Here is a 23,939-nt window from a genome sequence, read left to right on the forward strand (position 1 = left end):
GGCCTTACTCCGCCGCCTTGAGGTCTGCTGCCTGGGGTGTCACCCGCGGTCCGTCGAGCCAGTCGACATTCGCCATCTTGCGCACCAGCACGAACTCGTCGCGATTGGTGCCGATCGTGCCGTAGTAGTTGAAGCCGTAGGCGAGCTGCGCGTAGCCGCCAATCATGTGCGTGGGCTTCACCGTCGCGCGCGTAACGGAGTTGTGGATGCCGCCGCGGGCATGCGTGATCTCGCTGCCCGGCACGTTCACGATCTTCTCCTGCGCGTGGTACATCATGATCATGCCCTTGGGCACGCGCTGGGAGACGACGGCGCGCGCACACAGGGCGCCGTTGGCGTTGAACGCCTCCACCCAGTCGTTGTCCTCGATGCCCAAGGTCGCGGCGTCGGTCTCGCTGATCCACACGATCGGGCCGCCGCGCGAGAGCGTGAGCATCAGCAGATTGTCCGTGTAGACGCTGTGGATGCCCCATTTCTGGTGCGGCGTGATGAAGTTCAGCGCCACCTCCGGGTGGCCGTTCGGCCGCGCGTTATGCATGGACTGGTGCGCGCGGAGATCGACCGGCGGTCGATACAGGCAGAGCGCCTCGCCGAAGGCGAGCATCCAGGGATGGTCCTGGTAGAGCTGCTGCCGGCCCGTCAGCGTGCGCCAGGGGATCAGCTCATGCACGTTTGTGTAGCCGGCATTATAGCAGACTTCTTCGCTCTCCAGCCCCGACCAGATCGGCGAGGAGATGATCTTGCGCGGCTGCGCCTGCACGTCGCGGAAGCGGATGGCCTCATGCTCCTTCGGGCGAGCAAGGTGCGTGTGGTCGCGCCCGGTGAAGGTGCCGAGCGATTCCCACGCCTTCACCGCGACATGGCCGTTGGTCTCGGGCGCGAGGTGCATCAGCACCTCGCAGGCGTCGATGTCGGTCTCGATCTTCGCGAGCTTGCCTTCCACGCCCTCCACCTCGACCGCGCCGTTGAGGTTGCGCAGGAAGGCGACCTCATGCCCGGTCTTCCACGACATGCCCTTGCCGTTGTTGCCGAGCTTGTCCATCAGCGGACCGAGGGCGGCGAAGCGCGCATGGGTGTTGGGGTAGTCGCGCTCCACGACGGTGACGGCCGGCATGGTCTTGCCGGGGATGGGCGCGACCTCGTCTTTCTTCCAGTCGCGCACCAGATGCGACTGGCCGAGTTCGCCGGGGCTGTCATGCATCAGCGGCGTCAGGACGGTGTCCTTCTCCTTGCCGAGATGCCCGACGCACATGGTGGAAAAGCGCTTGGCGATACCCTTGAAGATCGCCCAGTCGGTGCGGCTCTCCCAGGCCGGATCCACCGCCGCCGAGAGCGGGTGGATGAAGGGGTGCATGTCCGAGGTGTTGAGGTCGTGCTTCTCGTACCAGGTGGCCGTCGGCAGCACGATGTCGGAGTACATGCAGGTGGTGCTCATGCGGAAATCGAGCGTCACCAGCAGGTCGAGCTTGCCCTTCGGCGCCTCATCATGCCACGCGGCCTCCTCGGGCTTGGTCACGCCCTGCTCGCCCAGATCCTTGCCCTGCACGCCATGCTGCGTGCCGAGCAGGTGCTTGAGGAAATACTCATGCCCCTTGCCCGAGGAGCCGAGCAGGTTGGAGCGCCAGACGAAGAGGTTGCGCGGCCAGTTCGCCGGATGGTCCGGGTCCTCGCAGCTCATCTCGAGCGTGCCGTCCTTGAGCGACTGGGCAACATATTGCGGCACCGGCAGCCCTGCCTGCGCGGCCTCGGCCGCGATGCCAAGCGGATTGCGCACGAGTTGCGGGGCCGAAGGCAGCCAGCCCATGCGCTCGGCGCGGATATTGAAGTCGATCAGCGCGCCGGTCATCGGCTTCGGTGCGGTGGGGGAGAGCAGGTCAGCGACCTGCACCGTCTCATAGCGCCACTGGTCGGTGTGCGCGTACCAGAAGCTGGTGGAGTTCTGCTGGCGCGGCGGGCGGCCCCAATCGGTGGCGAAGGCGAGCGGCGCCCAGCCCGATTGCGGGCGCAGCTTCTCCTGCCCGACATAATGCGCCCAGCCGCCGCCCGACTGACCGATGCAGCCGCACATCACCAGCAGGTTGATGATGCCGCGGTAGTTCATGTCGGAGTGATACCAATGGTTCAGCGCGGCACCGAGAATGACCATCGACTTGCCGCGAGTCTTCTCGGCATTGTCGGCGAATTCGCGCGCCACGGTGATGATCTGCCCACGCGGCACGCCGCAGACGGCCTCGGCCCAGGCGGGCGTGTAGGGCGCGAGCGTGTGGTAGTGCGCATTTCCGGTGACGCCGTAATTGGCCAGGAACAGGTCATAGACCGTCGCGACCTGCGCCGTGCTGCCATCCTTCAACGTCAGGGCCATCACCGGCACGCGACGCGTCACGGTGTTGCCCAGCTTGGTGGGGTTGAAGAATTCCGGCGCGCCATCGCCGAAATAGGGGAAGGTCACCTCTGCTTCTGCGCCGCCGGCGAGGCTGAGGCGCGGCGTGATCTCGGCGCCTGTGGTAGCGTCGCGCCCTTCCAGGTTCCACTTACCCTGTTCGCCCCAGCGGAAGCCGACGGAACCGGTCGGCACGTAGAGCGCACCGGTCGTGTCATCCACCGCGATCGTCTTCCAATCGGGATTGTTCGTCTGGCCGGCATCCGAGACGAGGTCGGAGGCTCGCAGTTGCCGGCCCGCGACCAGGCGCCCATCCTTCTCGTTCAGCATCACCAACATCGGCATGTCGGAATACTTCCGGCAGTAATCGAGGAAGTAGTCACCCTGACCCTTCGCATGCCACTCGGTCAGGATGACATGGCCCATGGCGAGTGCCAGCGCCGCATCGGTGCCCTGCTTGGGGTGCAGCCAGAGATCGGCGAATTTCGACGCTTCGGAAAAGTCGGGCGTGACGGTCACCACCTTGGTGCCGCGATAGCGCGCCTCGGCCATGAAATGCGCGTCGGGCGTGCGCGTCTGCGGCACGTTCGAGCCCCACATCATGATGAAACCGGCATTGTACCAATCGGCCGATTCCGGAACGTCCGTCTGCTCGCCCCAGGTCTGCGGGCTGGAAGGAGGCAGGTCGCAATACCAATCGTAGAAGGACATGCACACGCCGCCGATCAGCGAGAGATAGCGGCTGCCCGCGGCGTAGCTCACCATGCTCATCGCTGGGATGGGCGAGAAGCCAATAATGCGGTCCGGCCCGTGCTGCTTCGCCGTGTGGACATTGGCGGCGGCCACGATCTCCTCCGCCTCGTCCCAATTCGCGCGCACGAAGCCACCCTGGCCGCGCAACTGCTGGTATTCGCGCCGCTTGGCCGGATCATCCTGGATAGACTTCCATGCCAGCACCGGGTCGGCGTGTACCGCCCTGGCCTCGCGCCAGAGCTTGAGCAGACGCTTCCTGATCATCGGGTATTTCACCCGGTTCGCGCTGTAGAGATACCAGGAATAGCTGGCCCCGCGGGAACAGCCACGGGGTTCATGGTTCGGCAGGCCGGGGCGCGTGCGCGGATAATCGGTCTGCTGCGTCTCCCAGGTCACGATCCCGCCCTTGACGTAGATCTTCCAGGAGCAAGAGCCGGTGCAATTGGCGCCGTGGGTGGAGCGCACGATCTTGTCGTGTGCCCAACGCGAGCGATAGGCGTCCTCCCAGGCGCGGCTCTCGGTCGTGGTCTCGCCATGGCCGTTGCTGAAGGTGCCTGCATATTTCTTGAAGTAGGTGAGGCGGTCTAGGAAGTGACTCATGGGTGTGGTGACCTTCCTTGTCTCAGCAGGGGTTGGCAGCGCCGCGGCGGGCGTAGAGCCACCAGTTCAGCGCAACATTGAAGGCGAAGAAGACGGCGAGGCCCTGGAAGACCACGTCAGGGCTTCCGGTGGCGCCGAAGGCCGCGGCGAACAGCAGGCCGAAGGCGAAGGGGCCATAGGCCGCGATGGCGCCGGTGAAGCCGATCACCCCGCCTGCCTGGCGTGGTGGGAAGATCATCGGCATCTGCTTGAAGGTCGAGGCATTGCCGACGCCGGCGAAGAAGAACAGGCCGAGCATGGCGACAACGAATACGGGGAAGCTCGACATGTCGGTGGGATGCGTCGTGAAGGTCACGCCGATCGCGCAGGCCACCATCCCGATGCCGGCCCAATGGGTGATCTTCGCGCCCCCGATACGGTCACAGAACGGCCCCGCGATGACCCGGGCGAGGGAGCCGATGAGCGGACCGTAGAAGGCGTAGCTCAACGGGTCGGGCGCGCCGGGCAGGGCGCCATAGACGTTCTTGATCAGCAATGGAAAGGTGCCCGACAGGCCGGAGAAGGCGCCGAAGGTCATCATGTAGAGACTGGTCATGGCCCATGTGTGGCCATTGCTGAAGATGTCGAATTGCTGGCGGAAATTGGCGACGATTGGCACGCTCTTCAGCGCCACCCAGGACCACAGCGCGAAGGCGGCCACCAGCGGGACGTAGATCGCCGTCGCGTTCTGCAGCCATACGCTGGACTGCACGCCGCCGCGCGTCATGGTCTGCGGATCGCCCAGGCTGCCCAGCATCACGAAGCCGATGATCCAGGGGGTGACGAACTGCACCACGCTGACGCCGAAATTGCCCACGCCCGCCTGGATCGCCAGCGCCGTGCCCTGGAGCCGCTTTGGGAAGAACAGCGAGGTCGAGGGCATGAAGGAGGAGAAGTTGCCCCCGCCCAGACCGGCCAGGAAGGCCAGCAGCATTAGCACCCAGTAGGGGGTCGTCACGTCCTGCACCGCGAAGTACCAGCCGATGAGCGGCAGCAGCAGCGAAGCGGTGGAAATCGCCACCACGTTGCGCGTGCCGAACATCGGCGTGAGGAACATGTGTCCCAGGCGCAACGTGCCGCCCGCCAGACCCGGCATCGCCGCCAGCCAGAAGAGCTGCGAGGTGGAGAGCTGGAAGCCGATCTGCGGCAGGCGCACCACCAGCGCGCTCACCACGAACCAGGTGATGAAGGCCATGGTGAGGCTGGCAGTGGTGATGGTCAGCGTCTTCCAGGCGCGGGCCTTGCCCTCGGCTTCCCAGAAGGCAGGGTCTTCCGGCGTCCAGCGGGAGAGCCAGGCGCCCCCACTACGCCTGGGGGCTGGCATGCCCGCCCCGGTATCGGGTTTAGTGGTGCTGCTCATCGCGTTCACTCCGCCGCCGGGTTGAGATGCGCGGCACGGGGCGCCGCGGCGCTGGCCTGGGCGGGCTTCGCGGCGGCGCGAAGCGCATCGGCTTCAGGCAGGTCCTTGGGACCGCGCAGTTCGGGATGGGCCTCGTGTTCCATGTGGCGGATGGCTGTGTGCATCCACACCAGGCCGGTGACCGCGATCAGGAACAGCAGCATGAAGCAGCTGGTCCACACGCCCACGACGTCGTTCAGCACGCCGAAGGCAATGGGCAGGATGAAGCCGCCAAGGCCACCGATCAGGCCCACAACACCGCCGACCGAGCCGACACGGCCCGGGTAGTAGACGGGGATGTGCTTGTAGACCGCCGCCTTACCCAGGCTCATGAAGAAGCCCAGCGCCATGGTCAGAACCATGAAGGGCACGAAGCCGATGGCGAGCGTGAACTCGATCGGGCCCTTGATGCCCGAGACCACGTAACGCGTGGCCGGATAGCTCAGCAGGAAGGTGCAGATCACTGAACCCCAGAAGGTCCAGTACATTACCCGCCGCGCGCCATGCTTGTCCGAGAGCGTGCCGCCCAGCACCCGGAACAGCGAGCCCGGGATCGAATAGGCCGCGCCCAGCAGGCCGGCCGTTACGATATCGAGCCCATAGACGCCCACATAGTAGCGCGGCAGCCACAGCGCGAGGGCGACAAAGCCGCCGAAAACGAAGAAGTAGTAGAGGCTGAAGCGCCACACCTGCTGGTTGGCCAGCGGCGCCATCATCGCCGAGAAGGGCTCTGGCTTCACGCCGTGCCGGCGCCGTGCGGCGAGGTCCGGGTCATCCTTGGTGAGGACGAAGAACAGCACCGCCATCACCACCAGCGCCGCGGCCCAAATCTGCGCCACCGCCTGCCAGCCCAGCGCCACCATCACCATGGGCGCCAGGAACTTCGTGACCGCCGCGCCGACATTGCCGGCGCCGAAGATACCGAGCGCGGTGCCCTGCTTCTCCTTCGGATACCACTTTGAAACATAGGCGATGCCTACGGCGAAGGACCCGCCCGCCATGCCCACGCCGAGCGCGGCAAGCAGGAAGGTCGTGTAGTCATAGGCGAAGGAGAGCAGGAAGGTCGCCAGCGCGGCCAGCAGCATGACGATGACGTAGACGACCCGCCCGCCATATTGGTCCGTCCAGACGCCCAGGAACAGCCGCACCAGGCTGCCGGTCAGGATCGGCGTGCCGACCAGCAGGCCGAACTGGCTGTCCGTGAGGCCGAGGTCCTTCTTTATCTGCACGCCGATGATGGAGAAGATCGTCCAGGCAGCGAAACAGACTGTGAAGGCGATGGTGGACAGCCACAGCGCGCGTGATTGCGCGCCCGGGTCCGGTGATACGGTGGTGTTGCTCATGCCTTCCTCCGCATTCTTGCGTGGGGGCATTGATGCAGCGCAGCAGCGAGGCGGGCTTGATTTCGATCAAGATATCCGGCCCGAGCGAGGCGATTTCACGCGCTATCCGGCCTGCAACAAGGGCTTCCGTGACGAAGGCCAACCGTTCGCTTGATCTGGATCAACGCACCCCGCATCGCGCTATGTTCTGCTCCTCGCCATGGCACCAGGGAGACGCTGCCAATGATGGGCAAGGGAATGAGTGCGCGGCTGGTCGAGCAGAGCCCCTTCTTCGCCGCGGCCGGCGCGGCGGCCATGGCGGAGTTGCTGCGCCCGAGTTTCACCCAGGTTCTGCCGCGCGGCACGCGGCTCTTCGACCAGGGTGAGGAGCCTGAATTCCTACATATGCTGCTTCAGGGCAGCATCGGCCTGGAGGCGCATGTCGAGGGTTGCGGCCGCACCATGGTCGAGATCTTCCATGCGGGAGAGGTCTTCCTGGCCCCGGCCGTGGTCCTGCGCATGCCCTACTTGGCCTCTGCCATCGCATTGACCGAGATTCGCGTGCTCATGGTCCCCGCCGAGACTTTCCGGGACGGCGTCGCGCGTTCGCACGATCTCTGCCGCGCTACGACCCAACTCCTTGCCCGGCATTGGCGCCTGATGGTGGATCAGGTCGTGGACCTCAAACTCCGCCCAGCCGAACACCGTGTCGCGCGATTCGTGGCGCGCCGCGTGTCCGAGGAAGCCGGCGCAGGCAATGTCGCCATGCCCGAGCCGCGCGGTGCCATCGCGGCGCGCCTGGGTATGACGCCCGAGACGCTCTCGCGCGCACTTGCCGGGTTGGAGCAGAAGGGCAAGCTGCGGCGCGGCGCCGATGGGGCGGAGGTGATAGACCGCGAGGCGCTGACCCGCTGAGGACGCCAATTACCTCCCCAACGTGCCCATGCCTCTTGACGCGCCGCCTATCCAACCCTCGCATCGCGGCCCTGTGCAATCGCTACCTCGACCTCACTCCGGTTCGCGAGTTCCATCGCCCGATCATCGGGGTGATCGACGAGCAGCGGATCATTGCTGATGCCGCCATTCTGCGTGTCCACACGGGCACCGCCATCGAGCGTGTCGGCACCATCGACGCCCAACAGCCAATCAGAGGTGTCCATTCTTTCGGGGCGGGCCGTAAGCGTGCACTGACGGCTACGGCGTCGGCGGCTTGACGGTGGTCAGGCTCTGTCGGGCCGGGGGTTCCAGGGCGCGAGATCGCCGATGCGGTTGATCGGGTGGTCGGCGATGCGGTTCAGGAGGACGCGGAGATACGCCTGCGGATCCCAGCCGTTCAGTTCCGCGGTTCCGACGAGGGTGTAGATGATCGCCGCGCGCCTGCCGCCCTCGAGGGACCCGGCGAACAGGTAGTTCTTCCGCCCCAGCGCCAGCGGGCGCATCCGCCGCTCGGCGGCGTTGTTGTGCAGGCAGGCGCGGCCGTCGCGCAGCACCATCGTCAGCGCGCCCCACTGCGCCAGCGTGTAGCGGATGGCCTTGGCCAGGTCCGACTTGCCGGAGACCCGCCGCAGCGTCGCCTCCAGCCATGTGTGCAGGTCGGCCATCACCGGCGCCGAGCGGGTCTGGCGGGCGGTGAGACGCGCCTCCGGCGGCTGGCCGTGGATCTCCGCCTCGATGGCGAACAGCGGCTGCATCCGCTCGATCGCCTCGCGCGCGATCGGACTGCCGTTGGCCAGCAACTCGTCGTGGAAGTAGCGCCGTGCATGCGTCCAGCAGGCCGCCTCGATCACGCGGCCGCTCTCGTAGAGCGCGTTGAACCCGGCATAGGCGTCGGCCTGCAGGATGCCCTTGAAGTCGCGCAGGCGCCGCTGCGGATGCTCGCCCTTCCGGTCCGGCGTGAACTCGTAGAGCACTGCGGGTGGATCGCGCCCGCCGAGTGGCCGGTCATCGCGGAGATAGGCCCAGAACCGCGCCGCCTGCGTCTTGCCGCGGCCAGGGGAGAGCATCGGCATCGGCGTGTCGTCGGCATGCACCCGCGGCCCGGCCAGGGCGTGGCGACCGATATAGGCGGCCATCGGCTCGGCCAGCGCAGCCGACCTGCCGACCCAGCCCGCTAATAGCCCGCGCGGCAGGTCCAGCCCGTCGCGCGCGTAGATCTCAGACTGCCTGTAGAGCGGGATGTGGTCGCAGTATTTCGAGACCAGCACATGGGCCAGCAGCCCCGGGCCCGGCCTGCCGCGCTCGATCGGCAGCGAGGGCATCGGCGCCTGCGTCATCGCCTCGCAACTCCGGCAGGAGAATGCGGGCCGGACGTGGCGCACCACCTCGAACCGGCCGGGGCGGTACTCCAGGATCTCCGTCACGTCCTCGCCCACCTTGCGCAGCGCGCCGCCGCAGGCGCGGCAGGCTTAGCCCTCGGCGGGCAGATGTTCGACATCCCGCCGCGGCAGGCCCTCCGGCAACGGCTTGCGGCCGCGGCGTTGCGCCTTCTCCTCCGGTGCCGGGCCGCTGGCCGCCTCGCCCTCGGCGTTGTCCACACCGCCTGACGCGGCGATGTCGGCCAGCACCTCGCCGAGCCGCAGTTCCAGCTGCTCGACCTCGCCTGCCAGGCGCTCCGACGATCGCCCAAACCGTTCGTGCCGCAGCCGCGCAATCTGCACACGCAGCCGCTCCGCCTCGAGCGTCTTCGCCTGCAAGCCGAGTTCAGCAACGCGACGGGCCGTGCGCTCCTCGGCCAGTTCCCCACGCAGCGCCGCGATCATCGCCATCAGCGCGGCGGGATCATCGGGCAGAACGCTGTCGGCGTGCGGCGTCACGTCGGAATCGTCCCAGACGCCGCCGCGTCGGCGCAAGGGCCTACACCGCGATCTCGGGCTTCCAGCTCGGCTTCGGCGTGCGCCAGTCCAGCCCCTCCAGCAGCATCGCCAGCTGCGCCGTCGTCAGCGTCACCACGCCCTCGCGCGCGATCGTCGGCCAGAGAAAGCGGCCCTTCTCCAGGCGCTTGGCCAGCAGCACCAGGCCCTGGCCGTCCCACCACAACGCCTTCAGCAGGTCGCCCCGCTTGCCGCGGAACAGGAACAGGTGGCCAGAGAACGGATCAGCCTTCAGCACCGTCTGCACCTGCGCGGCCAGCCCGTCGAAGCCCTTGCGCATGTCCGTCGCGCCAAGCGCGAGATGCACGCGCATCCCAGCATGCAGCGAAAGCATCAGCCGTCCAGCGCCGCCGCCAACCGACCCAGCACCTCCGGCACGATCGCCTCGGACACCCGCAGCACGCGGCCGTTCCGCAGCATCAACTCGATCGTCGCGCCGGACCGCGCAGGCCGTTCAGGACGTGACGATGCGGGAGCCTGCGGCCGTCGCGGCTGATCCTCGACGACGCGAACCGGCACCAGGCTGGGCGGGACCTCCGACTCCGTCCGGACCAGGCCCGGCATCGTTCCCTCCCTCGCCTGCCGCCGCCACTCGAACAGCAGGCTGCGGCTCACGCCGTGACGCTCCGCGACGCCCGCCACCGACGACCCGGGACGTATCGCCTCCTCGACCAAAGCCAGCTTCTGCTCCAACGTCCAGCGGCGTCGCCGCTGCACCACGCTGATCACCTCACCCCGCTGACCGTCCGGCAACGCCCATACCCCTACGCGTAAGGGCGGCGACTGACATCCGCGCCGCCCAGCAGCCGCGCAGGTCAGCCGACCAGCATCATGTGCCGCAAGGCAGCCGAGGGATGACGCTTACGCGGGCCCACCACACCACGGCTTTGCGGCACGGCTGTTGGGAAACGCCCGCGAAAACCGGCCCAATCCCAAAACATGGAACAGTTCCCCTGTGGCCAGCGTGCCTGCTGCTTCGACGAACGGTTTCGCGTTTTCCCAATGGCCTACTGCCAGCCGTATGGTCGTAGGATTCCCGGGAATACGGCGAGGGAAAGCGGGATAGGAGGGAATCTCATCAGCGCGCCGCCGTTAGGCTATTCAGATGGGCCGGTGCGCAGGTCGGTTGCTATGGCCCAGCCGACGATGCGGCGCGACCAGGCATCGAGGACGACGGCGAGGAACAGGAAGCCCGCCGCGGTCGGCACTTAGGTGATGTCCGCGACCCACAGCCGGTTCGGTCCTGCGGCACGGAAGTCACGGCCGACTAGGCCAGTGGCAGGGCGGTAGCTCGGCTCCCGCCGCGTCGTCGTTCATTCGCCGTTATCACGGCCGTTGTAACGCTCGTTATGCGGTCGTTACCCGTGCCGTTACCAGCGCCGTCACGCGCCCTTCGTCGTCGCGGGACAAGGTCGCACCAGCATGGTAGCGCAGGACCGCGAAGGCTCCTTCTTCGACGTCCGAGTTCGCGATGCTCGGGCGGCCGTACCTCGCCTCAGTCTCGGCCATGACTTCTTCTACAGTCGGCGCCGGCACCCAGGGGTATCGCCCCTCGCGAACGACCGCCACCAACTCGCCGGCACCGTTGAAGAGGAGGCAGCCCTTCGTCCAGGGTGGATCGTTCCCCTCCCACCGACGCACCACGAACGCAAGCTCACCCGAGGGCTGACGAACCTCGGTCGTCGATCGCTCCGACAATCCTTGCGGCAGCCGCTCCCTGGGCTCCTGCTGAGTTGTTCCGGTGTGACGCCGAGCCAGATTCCCGCCACCTCGAAAGTCTGGGACCGAGCCGACAGCAACGCGATCAGAAGCGGCGAGCAAAGAGCCAGCCGCGACTTCAGCCCCATCATCCCTCCCCCTCCGTCCTCGCGGCGCCTGCCGTCGGCTACCGCGCCATCTCAGCGGCGATCAGTTCCGCCTGCTTCACCACTTGCTGAACCGCGGTGTCCTGCAAATCCGGCGGGTAGCCGTATTTCCGAAGCAGCCGCTTCACCTGCACCCGGATCGCGGCCCGCGCATCCTCACGCTTCCACCAGTCGACGCGGGCATTGGCCCGAACGGCCTTCACCAGTTCGGCGGCGAGAATGCGCAGTTGTTCGTTCTGCATCACCGCGACTGCGCTCTCGTTCTCGGCCAGCGCGTCGTAGAACGCTGCCTCTTCACGGCTCAGCCCGTCTTCCGGCTGCTCGCGAAGCGATCGGGCAATCCCGATCAACTCCTCGATCACCTGCACCGCATCCACGGCCCGGTTGTGGTAGCGAGCTATCGCCTCGGCTAGGCGCTGGCTGAAACTGCGCTGTTGAACGATGTTGGTTCGCGTCCGCGCGGCGATTTCGTCGTTGAGCAGTTTCCGCAACACCTCGGCGGCCAAGTCCTTCCGTTGGATGCCACGAAGACCCATCAGAAACTCTTCCGAGAGGACGGATATATCCGCCCTTCCGGCGCCTGACGCCGCGAGGATATCAATCACCTCGGTCGAGGCGACGGCACCATTCACCAATTGCCGCAGGGCAAGATCGACATCCGCAGCCGCGCGGCCGGTGGCACTTGGCGCCTCGATGATCTTCAGCAGTGCCGTCCGAACCGAGACAAAGAAGGCGACCTCCTCCTTGGCCGCCTGCGCCTCGTCGCTGGTGACCGATAGCCGGAACGCCGCCACCAGCCCTGCGACGGCATCCAGGAATCGGCGCCGGCCCGCGGCCAGCCTATCGGCGCCTTCGCCCTCAAGGCGCAGCACGAAGTCCACCGCCCCGGCGATCACGGAAAGCCGCGCGAGCCCGCCAGAGGCGGCGAAAAAGGCCGAAATGTCGAAGCCGTGGAACATGGCGCGCAGCACGTCGAGCCGCTCCAGAAACGCGGCGACAGCCTTACCCTTGTCGAGCCCGGCATGGCCGCGGTCGCCCTCCGCATAGTGTGCGAGTGCCGCCTTCAGGTCGGCGGCGAGGCCGATGTAGTCCACCACCAGCCCGCCGGGTTTCGCGCCGAATACCCGGTTCACCCGCGCAATCGCTTGGATCAGCGTGTGGCCACGCATCGGCTTATCCACATACAGCGTATGCAGCGGTGGCGCATCGAAACCGGTCAGCCACATGCTTTGCACGATCACCAGCTTCAGCGGGTCTGCTGGGTTGCGAACCCGTTCCCCCAACTCCTCCACCCGCCGGCGTGGGCGGATGTGCGACTGATACGGGAGAGGATCGGACGCACTGCCCGTCATCACCACCTTCACCATCCCGGTCGCGTCGTCCTCCGACACCCAGTCGGGCCGGAGCTGCGCGATGCGGTCATAGAGGTCCACGCAGATGCGCCGGCTCATGCACACGGCCATCGCCTTGCCATCCTGCGCCCCGAGCCGCTGGTCGAGATGCGCCAGCAGGTCCTTCGCCAGGCGGTCGAGCCGCTTATCGGCGCCGACCAGCGCCTCCATGCGCGACCAGCGGCGCTTCGCGGCTTCTGCCTCGCTCGCCTCCGTATCCTCGGTGATAGCGGCATAGCTGGCGTCGAGCTTCCCTTGCGTCTCCTGATCCAGTGACAGCTTCGCCACCCGCGCCTCGTAGTAGATCGGCACCGTGGCGCCGTCCTCGATGGCGGCGGCGATGTTGTAGCTGTCGAAGACCTCGCCGAAGACCTCCACTGTATCGCGCGCGCCCATCGAGACGGGGGTGCCCGTGAAGCCGACGAAGGCGGCACGAGGCAGCGCCTGGCGCAGATGGTGGGCATGGCCATAGACCACCTCCCCTTTGGCATTTACCCGCGCCTCGAAGCCGTATTGCGTGCGGTGGGCCTCATCCACCAGCACCACGATGTTCCGACGCTCGCTGAGGCGCGGGAACGCCGCCTCGCCCGGCTCGGGGGCGAATTTCTGCATCGTGCTGAACACCACCCCACCCGCCTGGCGTGCGAGCAACCGGCGCAGATCGGCGCGGGTGTCCGCGCGTTCTGGCGCCTGACCGCCGAGCAATGCGGCGGATTGCGCGAAGGTGGACCAGAGTTGCTCATCCAGGTCCGCCCGGTCCGTCAGCACCAGCACGGTGGGGTTGGCCAGCCGCCGGTCATGGATGCAGAGCCCGGCGAGAAAGGCCATCAACAGCGACTTGCCGCTGCCGGTGGTGTGCCAGACCACCCCCGCACGCCCATCCCCAGCGGCCGCCCGCGCCACCTGCTCCCGCCCCTTCAGCCCGGCGTAGAATTGGCGGTAGCTCGCCACTTTCTTGATGAGACCCTGCCGCGCCGCCTCATAGACGGTGAAGCGCCGGATCAGCGGCAACATCACCTCCGGCCGCAGCAGCCCGCGCGCCAGCGTCTCCAGCCCCTCCCGCGCCGCACCCTTCGGCAGGGTGGAGCCGTCGAGCGTCGGCCATCGCTGGAAGCGATCCAGCCCGGCGGTCATGCTGCCGTAGCGGGCGGTGAATCCGTCCGATAGGACAGAGAAGGCGTGGCAGCGGAACAGCTCCGGCACCTGCGCGCGGTAGGTCTGCGTCTGCTGGAATGCCTCGTTCAGCCCCGCATTGGCGGCGGAGGGCGATTTCAGTTCGACCAGCACCACCGGCAGGCCGTTGAGAAAGAGCACGACATCCGGGCGCCGCGCTTCCTGCCCCACGATCTCGAACTGACTGACCGCCAGCCAGTCATTCATCGCCTCGCCCGCATCGCCCCAATCCACCAGTTGGATTTGGCCGGCGCGCGCCTCCCCGTTTTCTTCCCATTCCAGGGTCAGGCCGTTGACCAGCGCCTCATGGATACGGCGGTTCTCGGCCGCGAGGTCACCGGCGAAGACCGTGTCGGTCAGGCGCTGCGCTGCCTCCCGCTGTGCGGCTGCGGGCAGGCACGGGTTGAGCCGGGCAATGGCGCCGAGCAGGCGCGGGCTCAGGATCGCCTCCTGCCAGGCGTTGCGCAGGCCGAGCGGCGCGTCCGGCGCCGTGGCAGGTCCCGGCAGATGCGCGATGCCCTGCCGCGCCAGCAGGTCGAGAAGCGAGGCTTCCAACTCTGCTTCGGTGACGGTCACCGATCGGCCTTGCCCGGACGCTTGCGCGCCTGCTGCGCGATCCGGCCAATCTCCTCGATCGCCTCGGCCTCCGCCCGCACGGCTTCCTCCCGCCTTCTGGCGTCGTCGAAGACGGCGAAGCGTTCGTGGGCAATGGCCTCCATCTGGTCATGGGAGACGCGCCCGGGCCCGGGCAGGACGCCGCGTTCATTGAAAGCGAGAAACCTGTCCGTCTGGGTGATCCAGTCAGCCATCCGGGTGACCTGGCGCCGGCTTGCACGCTCCTCCGCGAAGTCGAGGAACATGGTCGTCAGCCGGTTCAACTGGGTCAGTTCGTCGGCGGTGAGGTAGTTCTTGGAGACGATGACATCCGCCTTGCGCACCCGCGGCCCGGCATGGCTGGTCAGCGCCATGTTGGGCTTGGTCGGGTCGGCCCGCTCCACGATCAATTCTGCGGCAGTCCGTCCGGTGACGGCGAAGACCAGCTTGTTCTGGATCGTCGCGAAGAAGGTCTTCGCGGCGGCCGCGCTGCCGTCATAGTCGGCGCTGGTCGCGGCGAAGAGGTCCCGGACCTTCTGGTAGAACCGCTTCTCGGAGGCCCGGATATCCCGGATGCGGGCCAAAAGCTCGTCGAAATAGTCGAGCCCGCCGGGCTCCTTCAGCCGGGCATCGTCCATGACGAAGCCCTTGCGGAGGTACTCGGTCAGGGTGGTGGTCGCCCATTGGCGGAACTGCGTCCCGCGCGGGCTACGGACCCGGTAGCCGATGGCCAGGATCATCGGCAGGGCATAGAGGCGCACGGTGCGGCTGACCTCGCGCGCCCCCTCCAGGCGAACTTGTAAGATATCCTTACAAGTTGCCGCCGGGTCCAACTCCCCCTCCAGCCCGATATTGCGGATGTGCAGGGTGATGTTCTGGGGGGTGGTGTCGAAGAGCTGCGCGATCTCAGCCTGGGTGAGCCAGACGGTGCCCGCCACCGCGCGGAGATGGATGGCGGTGGCGCCGTCCTCGGTGCGGTAGAGGATGAGTTCGCCCGTGCTGTCGCTCACAGCGCGGCCTCCACGGCGCGCTCAGCATCGCGCAGGCGGAGCTTTCCCGAGATGAGGCGCGGGAGGAGGAGATCGCGGAAGGCCGTGAGGGTGCGTGTCTCGTGAATGTTTGAAACGATCCGCTCGATCATCGGCGACGCAAAGCTTGTGAATGCCTGTGACACGGCCACCGTAGGCACGGCGCAGCGATAGCGCGCCATGTCCTGCCAACGAGTCCGCGGCATCTTTGTCCCGGTCGAGCCGCGGTCCGTGAATCCCACGAATTCGGTGGACGACAGCACCATCAACACAAGCGTTGCCAACTCCGGCCTCCGCGCGCGAACGACGACGGCATCGGTCGTGCAGACGCCGTCCACTGGTGCGACCCCGACCTTGTGGAAGTAGGGGCGAAGCTTGCCGAACAGGAAGTCGCCGCGCTGGAAGAGAAGCTTCGCACTGCCAACGTTGCCGGCAGATCCCCAGCTATCCAGAGCGATGCTGCGCCGAGGCATATGCTCCAGCCCGAAATAGGGCGTTTCCTCCGGCAAGTCCCCCGGCTGGCACATGTCGGTCCTGTTCACGGCGATCTGACCGAATTGCCCAATCGTCCACCCCTCCGGCACCTCGCCATCCTGCGTCTCGGTCAGGCGGTCGGGGAAGAGGGCGGCGAGGTCGGGGGCGAGGCCGGGCGGGGCGCGGCCTTCGGCCTTGGCGCGTACCGGGCCGAAGCGAACGAACCAGTCCTCGAACACCGCCCGCGCCATCGCCTCCAGCGTCGCGTTCATCCGCCCATTCAGCGCGATCTTGTCGTCCAGGGCGCCGAGTACGTCAGCGATACGCCGCTGCGTATGCATATCGGCAAGAGGCACAGGCAGGCCGCGGATCGTCGGCATGTTCAGCCGTTCGGCGACCGAGCCGTCACGGAAAGCCGCGACCTGCGCCGCCATGATCGGCGAATTCAGCCAATAAAGAAGGTAGCGGCTGACGACCAACTCGGGGTTCGGCCTGATCAGGACCATGCGCTGGCCAAGGCACACCCGAACGTCCTGCGGCACCTCGGCCGCGATCCCGAAGTAGGTTCCTTCCCGGCTGTATAGAAGATCGCCCGCTCGCGGCTCGGCCCGGTCGATCCTCTCCTGGTAGGTCGCCTCTGACACATGCGCGGTGGTCGCAAGGTCCAGCCGGCCTGTCCGGATATCCTGGGAGCGAACGACGTATGGCCCCTCAGCAGCAACGACAGGCGTCGAGTGCGGACAGTCGAAAACGCCGAGACAGACATGCTGGAGCGATACCCACCGGCAATCGTCCGCAAACCCGCTGGCCGCTGTCGGAACGTGGACCACGCTACCTGTCATGTGGAGGTGTAGGACAGCAGGCTGGCGATCTGCCGGCGGATGGTGGCGTCCAGTTCGGCAGCCCTTTGTTGTTGGCGCTCCAGCGTGGCCGCGAGCGCACGCAGTTCTGCTGCCGCGCCCTCCGCGTCATCGGTCGCCGCCTCGGCGCCAACGTATCGCCCCGGCGTCAGAACGAACCCATGCTCGCGGATCGCCGCATCGTCGGCCGCGCGGCAGAAGCCCGGCACGTCGGAATAGCCCTCGCCCTTACGCCACGCCGTGAAGGTGGCCGCAACGCGGGAAATCTCCTCCGACGTGAAGGCGCGGAAGGTGCTGGTCTCCATGAATCCCAGCTTGCGCGCATCCACGAACAGCACCTGCCGCCTGGCATCCGGCGCGCGGCGCAGGAACCATAGGCAGGCCGGGATGCCGGTGCCGTAGAACATCTGTGCCGGCAGGGCGACGATGCCCTCCACCACCCCGGCCTCGATCATCGCCCGGCGGATCGTGTCCTCCCCACCCTGGCTGGAGGAGAGCGAGCCATTCGCCAGCACCACGCCGGCCCGGCCCTGCGGCGCCAGATGGTGCCAGCAATGCTGCAGCCAGGCGAAGTTGGCGTTGCCCACCGGCGGCGTGCCGAAATGCCAGCGCCCATCCTTCGCCAGCGCCGCCCCATCCCAATCGCTGATGTTGAAGGGCGGGTTGGCCAGCACCGTGTCGGCGCGCAGATCCGGCAGCGCGTCCCGCGCCAGCGTGCCGCCCTCATTCCAGGCGATCTCGGCGCTGATGCCGCGGATAGCAAGGTTCATCCGCGCCAGCCGCCAGGTGGTGTGGTTCCTCTCCTGCCCATAGACGGCGATGTCGCCGATGCGGCCCTGGTGGGATTCGAGGAAGGTCTCCGACTGCACGAAGAAGCCGCCCGTGCCGCAGCACGGATCATAGACCCGTCCGGCCTTCGGTTGGAGAATCTCCACCATCAGACGGACCACCGAGGGCGGGGTGTAGAAATCCCCGCCGCGCTTGCCTTCCTTCCCCGCGAAGCCGCCGAGGAAATACTCGTAGACCCGCCCCAGCACGTCGAAATCGCCCTTGCCGCCGGTCAGCGGCAGGTTGGTGAAAAGGTCCACGAGTTGGCCAAGCGCCGATTTGGGCAAAGCGGGCCGGGCATAATCCTTCGGCAGCGCGCCGCGCAGCGTGGCGGGGTTCGCGTCTTCCAGCGCGCGCATGGCCGTATCCACCACCTCGCCGATGCGCGGCTCCCGCGCCGCGGCCTGGAGCGTGGACCACCGCGCCTCCGGCGGCACCCAGAAGGCGTTGAGCGCGCGGTACTCCTCGACATCCTCCGGGTCGGCATGCGGCGTGGCGGCGATCTGCGCGCGCGCCTGCTCGAAGGCCGCGCCGATGTAGCGCAGGAAGACCAAGCCGAGGGCGACATGCTTGTACTCGCCCGGATCCATGGCGCCGCGCAGCTTGTCGGCCGTCTTGAACAGCGTGACTTCGAGCTTCTCGGGCGGTGGGGCCGCCTTCGCAGCTTTGCGCCCCCGCCGGGGTGCTGCGGCCAGCGGAAGCTCGGACTGGATCGAATCCGTCATGGGTGGGCGTGTTCCTTCATGCCGGACAACATGGACGGGCGACCCTGCCGTCTCAAGCCGCGATTGGCATTCCCGGCCCTCAGGCGGCGAGGCGTTCCATCTCGGCGACCGCGCGCGCCAACTCGTCGGCCAGCCGACCCGGCAGCAGCCGGGCGAAGGTGTCGGAGAGAGAGCGGTAGTACCAGAGCGTGCCATCGCGGCCGGCATTGAAGCGGGACATCATTGCCACCCCATGCTCGCGCAGGTCCTCCACGATGGCGCGGGCGTTGTGCAGCTTGTCGGCGGCCGAGACGAGCAAGGCGTCGGCGCCGGCATGTTCGAGATGCGCGAGGTAGGCTTCCTTCCGGGCGCGCCAGGGCGGCTTCGGGATGACCTCGGCATCCGTGCAGGCGCGGACGATGGCCGCGACGCGCGGGCCGAAGCGGTCGGCGATGGTCGCCTCGTGCTCGGCGCCGCAATCCTCGATGGCGTCGTGCAGGAGGGCGGCGACGGCCTGCTCCTCGTCCCCGCCATGCTCCAGCACCAGCGCGGAGACGGCCATGAGGTGGGATACATATGGGATCGAGGTCCCCTTCCGTCGCTGGTCGGCATGCAGCCGGAAGGCGAGGGCGGCGGCGTCGGCGAGGGAAGTCCAGCGGTCCGTGGTCACGAAATCGCCTCGTTGCTCATGCGCACAGGATGCAAGGGCACGGCGACACAGTCCAGTTCATTCCGGCGTCAGGGCGTGGCAGGATGGCGCAGGGCAATGCAGCAGGGCGCCGCCGGCGGGTCATGGGCAGACAGCGAACAGGTGAGCGGCAGGAAGCGGCCCAGCCCCCCTCGGTCGTGGTGCGGTTGAGAGGGAAGGAGCTGCGGGACGAGGGCGCCGTGACCGCGCGCCTTGATGCGGCTGCTGCACTGCTCCGGCGCTCGCTACCGACGGCCGTTCGGCGCCGCGAGGACTTCTTGCACCAACCGCCCGAAGCCTTCGCGCCGACCCGCGACCAATTGCACGGCATGCTGGATGTCGCCTTGACGTTCCAGGCCAGCGCCGCCACAGCCCAGGAACTGATAGTCTGGCGACTGCTGGGCGGGATCGTTCTCCAGCAGGCGTTCGGCGGACTTCGGGACACGGCGCTCTGGATGGCTCGGGACCCGGAGAAACCTGCACCTGAACGCAAGAAGCGCCGGGCGGCCATCGCCTTGCTGAGGGATACGCCGCACCTCTTTCCGTCCGCGCTGAGCAACGAGCTTCGCGACGCCCTGACGGCGTTGGAGCGCGGCGACCGGGCCACGCCCTCGCTGCTGAAGAAGACGCCCTTCGGCGACCGGAAGGCGGCTCGGGATGCAGCCACGTTCTGGATCGTTCTCCTGATCGAGTTCTATGCGGCGTGCGGCATCAAGGAAGACGTGCTGCTCGCCGAGGCTTACGAGGCGACTGGCACCGAGGCCGGCACCATCGAGCGGTGGCGCGAGAACTACGCGAAGTCGGAGAACGAGGAGCTAGCTCCCGAACAGAGAGTGACGTGGGTGCAGCGCAGGCGACGTTTGCGGGCTCAGCTGGCGCACAAGTCTCCTGGAGGCGGTTCTTTTTCGATGGCGCTGGTCCGGGAGGAGTTCATCGCCGCCGCGCAAGAATGGAAGGCAGCGGGCGGCAAGCCGAAGGGACGCCGATCCGCGAAGGTGCAAGCGCCTCTACTGCATCCCGCGAAGGGGTAACCCGCCAACCGGCTCGCCGATGGCAACGCCCATATCATTTTCAGAGTTGTGGGACCGAATAGCAGCCCAGCTCAGGCAGGTTCCCCGCATCCTAAGCGGGAGCAGACCACGTCATGGCAACTCGGAAGAAAGTCGATGCATCGCCGGTGCGGCCGGCAAACGGACGGACGGAGGAGGCGCTGGCGCACACCCTACCAGCGGCCGCGCGCATCACCGGCGTCAGCATATCGACGCTCCGACGGCAGAACGCCGCCGGGAAGCTGCGGTTCTTCAAGTTGGGCGGGCGAACGCTGGTTTGCGCGGCGAGCCTGCGCGCGCTGCTCGGCGCCGAGGCGTAGGTTCATGACCGCAGCCCCACCCACCGCCTTCGGCAACCCGTAAAACGCAACCGCCCGGCACGAGGGCCGGGCGGGGTAGGCACCGCGTACTCTACCGAACAGGCTGAATTGTACATCAGCCGCGCGCTGCTTTCCACGCCGATCCTCGCTGCCGGACCTCACATCGAGGACCGCGATATGTACCCGACATCGGGCCCATCCCGCTGCCCGTGCTGCGGGTGGCGCCGACGCTCGCGCCCCAGGGTAATCCGCCCAGCGCCTCTGCTCGACTGGATCGCGCGACAGAAGGCCATGGCCCTGGCGCGCGCATCGGCGCCGGCTGGCGCACGGCTGATGCTGCGCCACGACCTGCGCGAGGCGGCCGGCGAGCCCCGGACCTGCCTCGCCATGGCGGGCCTCGTACCGCAGGCGTTCCCATCCCTCTCAGCGGCGCTGGCCGACATGGAGGCTGGCCATGGCGGGCGATGATGCCCAAGGCCGAGCCGAGTTCTCGCCGCGGCACGTCAGTCTGTTGCTCGCCGACCGCATCGGCGCCGTCGTTCTAGACCTCGCGGATGAGCCGTCGCATCGGGGTCGGTTCGAGTGGCGGTTCCGCGCGCGCGGCTCGCTCGCGGTGATGATCGCCGGACCAAAGCGTGGCGCATGGCACGATCATGAAGCCGGCTGTGGGGGCGATGCGCTCGCGCTGGTCAGGCACCTGCGCGGCGGCACGATGGGCGACGCCATCCGATGGGCGCGGGCGTGGCTCGGCCTCGCGCGCGGAGGGGAACTCCGGGCGGTGCGGCGCCCCACCGTGATGCTCGCGGAGGCCGCGCGCGAGCCATCCCCGCCAGCTACCCTGGACATGGCCCGCGCCCTTTGGTCGGAGAGCACGCCGGCCACCGGGACGGTGGTCGCGAAATACCTCGCCTTGCGCGGCCTGCGCCTTGAGCCAGACGCACCGCTCCGCTTCCATCCTCAGGCATGGCGCAACCCACGCTTCGGCCCGCGTGGTTCGGCGATGGTCGCGCTCATGTCGGATCCCGCCACCGCCGAGCCGTGCGGCGTGCACGTCACCTACTTGCGGGCGGACGGGACCGGCAAGGCCGACGGCGAGCGGCCGAAGATCATGCTCGGCGCTGCCGGCTGCATACGCCTCACGTGCGATGAAGACGTGAGCCTCGGCCTCGGCCTAGCCGAAGGGATCGAAACCGCGCTGAGCGTCGCGCAGGGCTACGGCTGGCGGCCGGTATGGGCCGCGACCTCCGCGGGCGCGATCGCGCGCTTTCCTGTGCCGCCCGGTATCGAGGCGCTGACGATCTTCGCCGACGCGGACGGTGCCGGCCTCGCCGCGGCGCAGGGCTGCGCTGCCCGATGGACCGAAGCCGGCCGCGAGGCGCGCGTCTGCACGCCGCCGGCCGGCGACTTCAACGACCTGTTGCGAGGCCGCGCGGCATGATGGGTGACATTGGGAACCCTGAGGCCGCGATCGCAGCGGACGGGGCGAGCTTCGCCAGCGCCACCGCCAAGCGGGGCCGCATGTTCGGCCGCCTCAAGCTGCTCACAGTGGCCGATGCCGCCCTGGCACCGCGGCGGAGCTACATGCTCGCCGGGCTGCTGGCGCCGCGCGAACTGAGCGTGTGGTGGGGCGCGCCGAAGTGCGGCAAGTCCTTCCTGCTGCTGCGCCTGGCCTATGGGCTCGCGCTCGGCCGCGGCATGTGGGGCCTCGCCGCGCGGCCGTGCCGCGTCCTCTATGTCGCGGCCGAGGGTGAAGGCGGCTTCGCTGCCCGACTGCTGGCGCTGCGCGATGCGTTCGGCCCGGCGGAGGGCTTCGCCTACATCGCGCAGCGGGCCGAGGTGGGGCCGCCGTCCGGCGACCTCTCCGCGCTGCGCGAGGCCGCGAAGGCGCACCGCGCCGAACTGCTGATCCTCGACACTCTCAATCGTACCTTCGGCACCGGGAACGAAGACACTACGCAGGACATGAGCGGCTTCATCCGATCGACCGACTATCTACGCGAGCCCGACGACCGCGACGGCTTCGCGGGCTGTCATGTCGCGGTGGTGCATCACGGCCCGAAGGACGAAGCGGCGAAGATGCCGCGCGGGGGGGGCGCCCTGGTTGGCGCTACCGACCTTGTGGTGAAGGTGACGAAGGGCGCCGAGGGCTCGCCGCATGGTGTCACGGTGGAGCACGCGAAGGACGATGCGGACGGGGCGAGCTACCGCTTCCGCCTCGCGACGGTGGAACTGCCGACGGGTGATGACGGGGAGCCCCGCCGGACCTGCGTCGCCGAAGAGGCCGAGGGCGGCGCTCCCTCGCGCGCCGGTTCCAGGCCGAGACTTAGCCCCATCGCGCGGCAGGCGGTCCGCATCCTGTCCGACCTAGCCGGCGAGGAAGGCCAGGCGCTACCCGCCGGGCCGCAATGGCCGAGCGCGCCGGACTTGCGCGGGGTGAGGGTGGAGCGGTGGCGGGCAGAATGCTCCGCGCGCGACCTCAGCCTCGCCGAGGAGCCGGACAACAAGCGCCGCTCGATAGACCGCGCGATGACCGCCGCCCGGAATGCTGGCGCGGTGGCGGTCCGGGATGGCCTGGCATGGCTCGCGCGGGACGGGGCGGCATCGTGACCCGGACCGGACCCGGACCGGCGAGGCAGCGAGGAAATCCCTCGGCCGGACCGCGCCGGACCAACCCGGACAAGCCCCGGACCGAACCACCGCGGACCCGGACCGGACCGGACCGCCCCCCTATAGGGGCGGGTCCGTCCGTCCGTCCGGCCGGCCGAGTGGCGAGGGGATGAACTGCACCCCTTGCCCTTCGGATCCTCCCGGGCGACTTGGCCGCGCAGTGGTTAGGACCGCGGCGCCGGCCTAGGTCTGAGCCTCGGCTAACGGCAGCCTCTGAATGATCGCACCCCGCCCCGCTTTCCCCGCTCCGTCATCCCGTCATGACCGTAGCCCCGATCCGTGATCGGCCGGCTTGCGCGGTGGGGGTGGCCGAACAACTGCCAGGCACCAAGCGGCGGAGCGGTCCGGGACGGGGGGAGTCAAGAGTCTGGCGGGTTGAGGGCCTAGACTGCATGGGGCGCCACGCGCACAACGAGAAGCCCGAAAAACATAAACGCCGCCCTGGTTAGGGGCGGCGCTTAGCGTGAGATCAAGGAAGGCTCTCGCTCTATCCAGTTGAGCTACGGACGCCAAATGGTGCGCCCGACAGGACTCGAACCTGCAACTCTGAGCTTTTCGTGCGGCTCACGACCGCGTACTGCCATTGGAGTGCTGCGACTGGCTGGCGGTCAAGCTAAAAATCCTAGTGTTTGCGAAGTGCATAATCGCCCATGAAAAAGGGGGATCGGACCGCCGAGCGGCGGGCAGGCTGAAACGCGCAGGGGGCAGGCGAATGCGTCATGCTGCATCACGCCAGCGCAACAGCGATGTGGGGTTCTAAGTGGGGTCCCCAGTCAAATGTCTGGAAATCAGCAGAGAAATCAATACGTGCTGGTGCCCCCGGGGAGATTCGAACTCCCACACCCTCTCGGGCGAGCGATTTTGAGTCGCCTGCGTCTACCGTTCCGCCACAGGGGCCTGAGGGAGCGACATAGGGCAATTCATCGCCAGGTGGA

The 23,939-nt window shown here is 67.7% G+C and carries 16 protein-coding genes, 1 tRNA gene and 2 pseudogenes; 5 read left to right on the forward strand and 14 right to left on the reverse strand.

The window, feature by feature from the left end:
* Positions 1 to 4: 4 nt before the first annotated feature.
* The 3 genes from AC2D9U_RS21320 to AC2D9U_RS21330 are packed head-to-tail and all read right to left on the reverse strand — an operon-like array spanning position 5 to position 6,514.
* Entirely contained in the window at positions 5 to 3,733 is a 3,729-nt protein-coding gene (locus AC2D9U_RS21320) for a nitrate reductase subunit alpha (protein WP_484752786.1), read from the reverse strand.
* Between the two features lie 22 nt (positions 3,734 to 3,755).
* On the reverse strand, positions 3,756 to 5,132 hold the full coding sequence (locus AC2D9U_RS21325) for an MFS transporter (protein ID WP_484752790.1): 1,377 nt from the start codon (positions 5,130 to 5,132) through the stop codon (positions 3,756 to 3,758).
* 5 nt (positions 5,133 to 5,137) lie between these two features.
* Positions 5,138 to 6,514, reverse strand: a complete 1,377-nt coding sequence (locus tag AC2D9U_RS21330) for an MFS transporter (RefSeq protein ID WP_484752794.1) — start codon at positions 6,512 to 6,514, stop codon at positions 5,138 to 5,140.
* A gap of 222 nt (positions 6,515 to 6,736) precedes the next feature.
* On the opposite strand from AC2D9U_RS21330, the gene AC2D9U_RS21335 reads away from it, so the two are divergent.
* A complete protein-coding gene (locus AC2D9U_RS21335; protein ID WP_484752797.1) occupies positions 6,737 to 7,408 on the forward strand; it encodes a cyclic nucleotide-binding domain-containing protein in 672 nt (223 codons plus the stop codon).
* Between the two features lie 47 nt (positions 7,409 to 7,455).
* Here AC2D9U_RS21335 and AC2D9U_RS21340 read toward each other — a convergent pair whose 3' ends face one another.
* From AC2D9U_RS21340 to AC2D9U_RS21385, 10 genes and pseudogenes are all read right to left on the reverse strand, one after another.
* Positions 7,456 to 7,653 carry a hypothetical protein gene (locus AC2D9U_RS21340; RefSeq protein ID WP_484752800.1) on the reverse strand — a complete coding sequence of 66 codons (198 nt, stop codon included), beginning with the start codon at positions 7,651 to 7,653 and terminating at the stop codon, positions 7,456 to 7,458.
* Positions 7,654 to 7,713: 60 nt separating this feature from the next.
* Positions 7,714 to 9,258: pseudogene (tnpC, locus tag AC2D9U_RS21345) on the reverse strand (IS66 family transposase).
* Positions 9,259 to 9,346: 88 nt separating this feature from the next.
* A complete protein-coding gene (gene tnpB, locus AC2D9U_RS21350) occupies positions 9,347 to 9,676 on the reverse strand; it encodes an IS66 family insertion sequence element accessory protein TnpB (RefSeq protein WP_484752804.1) in 330 nt (109 codons plus the stop codon).
* A gap of 20 nt (positions 9,677 to 9,696) precedes the next feature.
* The gene (gene tnpA, locus AC2D9U_RS21355; RefSeq protein WP_484752807.1) at positions 9,697 to 10,116 is read right to left on the reverse strand and encodes an IS66-like element accessory protein TnpA; all 420 of its coding nucleotides are present in this window, start codon (positions 10,114 to 10,116) and stop codon (positions 9,697 to 9,699) included.
* A gap of 377 nt (positions 10,117 to 10,493) precedes the next feature.
* Positions 10,494 to 10,673 (reverse strand): annotated as a pseudogene (locus AC2D9U_RS21360) (IS3-like element ISMxa1 family transposase); the annotation flags it as partial.
* 575 nt (positions 10,674 to 11,248) lie between these two features.
* Positions 11,249 to 14,368, reverse strand: a complete 3,120-nt coding sequence (locus AC2D9U_RS21365) for a type I restriction endonuclease subunit R (protein WP_484752811.1) — start codon at positions 14,366 to 14,368, stop codon at positions 11,249 to 11,251.
* Entirely contained in the window at positions 14,365 to 15,396 is a 1,032-nt protein-coding gene (locus AC2D9U_RS21370) for a virulence RhuM family protein (protein WP_484752814.1), read from the reverse strand. The genes AC2D9U_RS21365 and AC2D9U_RS21370 overlap by 4 nt, the downstream gene beginning before the upstream one ends.
* A complete protein-coding gene (locus AC2D9U_RS21375) occupies positions 15,393 to 16,532 on the reverse strand; it encodes a restriction endonuclease subunit S (RefSeq protein WP_484752819.1) in 1,140 nt (379 codons plus the stop codon). Before AC2D9U_RS21375 ends, AC2D9U_RS21370 begins: the two co-directional genes overlap by 4 nt.
* A gap of 194 nt (positions 16,533 to 16,726) precedes the next feature.
* Positions 16,727 to 18,301, reverse strand: coding sequence for a type I restriction-modification system subunit M (locus AC2D9U_RS21380; protein ID WP_484752822.1), 1,575 nt, complete (start codon positions 18,299 to 18,301; stop codon positions 16,727 to 16,729).
* A 79-nt stretch (positions 18,302 to 18,380) separates the two neighbouring features.
* Positions 18,381 to 18,950, reverse strand: coding sequence for an HD domain-containing protein (locus AC2D9U_RS21385; RefSeq protein WP_484752826.1), 570 nt, complete (start codon positions 18,948 to 18,950; stop codon positions 18,381 to 18,383).
* Positions 18,951 to 19,168: 218 nt separating this feature from the next.
* On the opposite strand from AC2D9U_RS21385, the gene AC2D9U_RS21390 reads away from it, so the two are divergent.
* The 4 genes from AC2D9U_RS21390 (at position 19,169) to AC2D9U_RS21405 (ending at position 22,944) form a co-directional block, all read left to right on the forward strand.
* A complete protein-coding gene (locus AC2D9U_RS21390; protein ID WP_484752829.1) occupies positions 19,169 to 19,999 on the forward strand; it encodes a hypothetical protein in 831 nt (276 codons plus the stop codon).
* Positions 20,000 to 20,112: 113 nt separating this feature from the next.
* A complete protein-coding gene (locus tag AC2D9U_RS21395; protein WP_484752832.1) occupies positions 20,113 to 20,337 on the forward strand; it encodes a helix-turn-helix domain-containing protein in 225 nt (74 codons plus the stop codon).
* A 454-nt stretch (positions 20,338 to 20,791) separates the two neighbouring features.
* Positions 20,792 to 21,775, forward strand: a complete 984-nt coding sequence (locus AC2D9U_RS21400) for a DUF7146 domain-containing protein (protein WP_484752836.1) — start codon at positions 20,792 to 20,794, stop codon at positions 21,773 to 21,775.
* Positions 21,772 to 22,944 (forward strand): AAA family ATPase, encoded by a 1,173-nt coding sequence (locus AC2D9U_RS21405; RefSeq protein WP_484752840.1) that lies wholly within the window; start codon positions 21,772 to 21,774, stop codon positions 22,942 to 22,944. Before AC2D9U_RS21400 ends, AC2D9U_RS21405 begins: the two co-directional genes overlap by 4 nt.
* An 871-nt stretch (positions 22,945 to 23,815) precedes the next feature.
* Here AC2D9U_RS21405 and AC2D9U_RS21410 read toward each other — a convergent pair.
* A tRNA-Leu gene (locus AC2D9U_RS21410) sits at positions 23,816 to 23,901 on the reverse strand.
* Between the last annotated feature and the right edge of the window lie 38 nt (positions 23,902 to 23,939).

This window comes from Roseomonas sp. TF40, assembly GCF_057219975.1.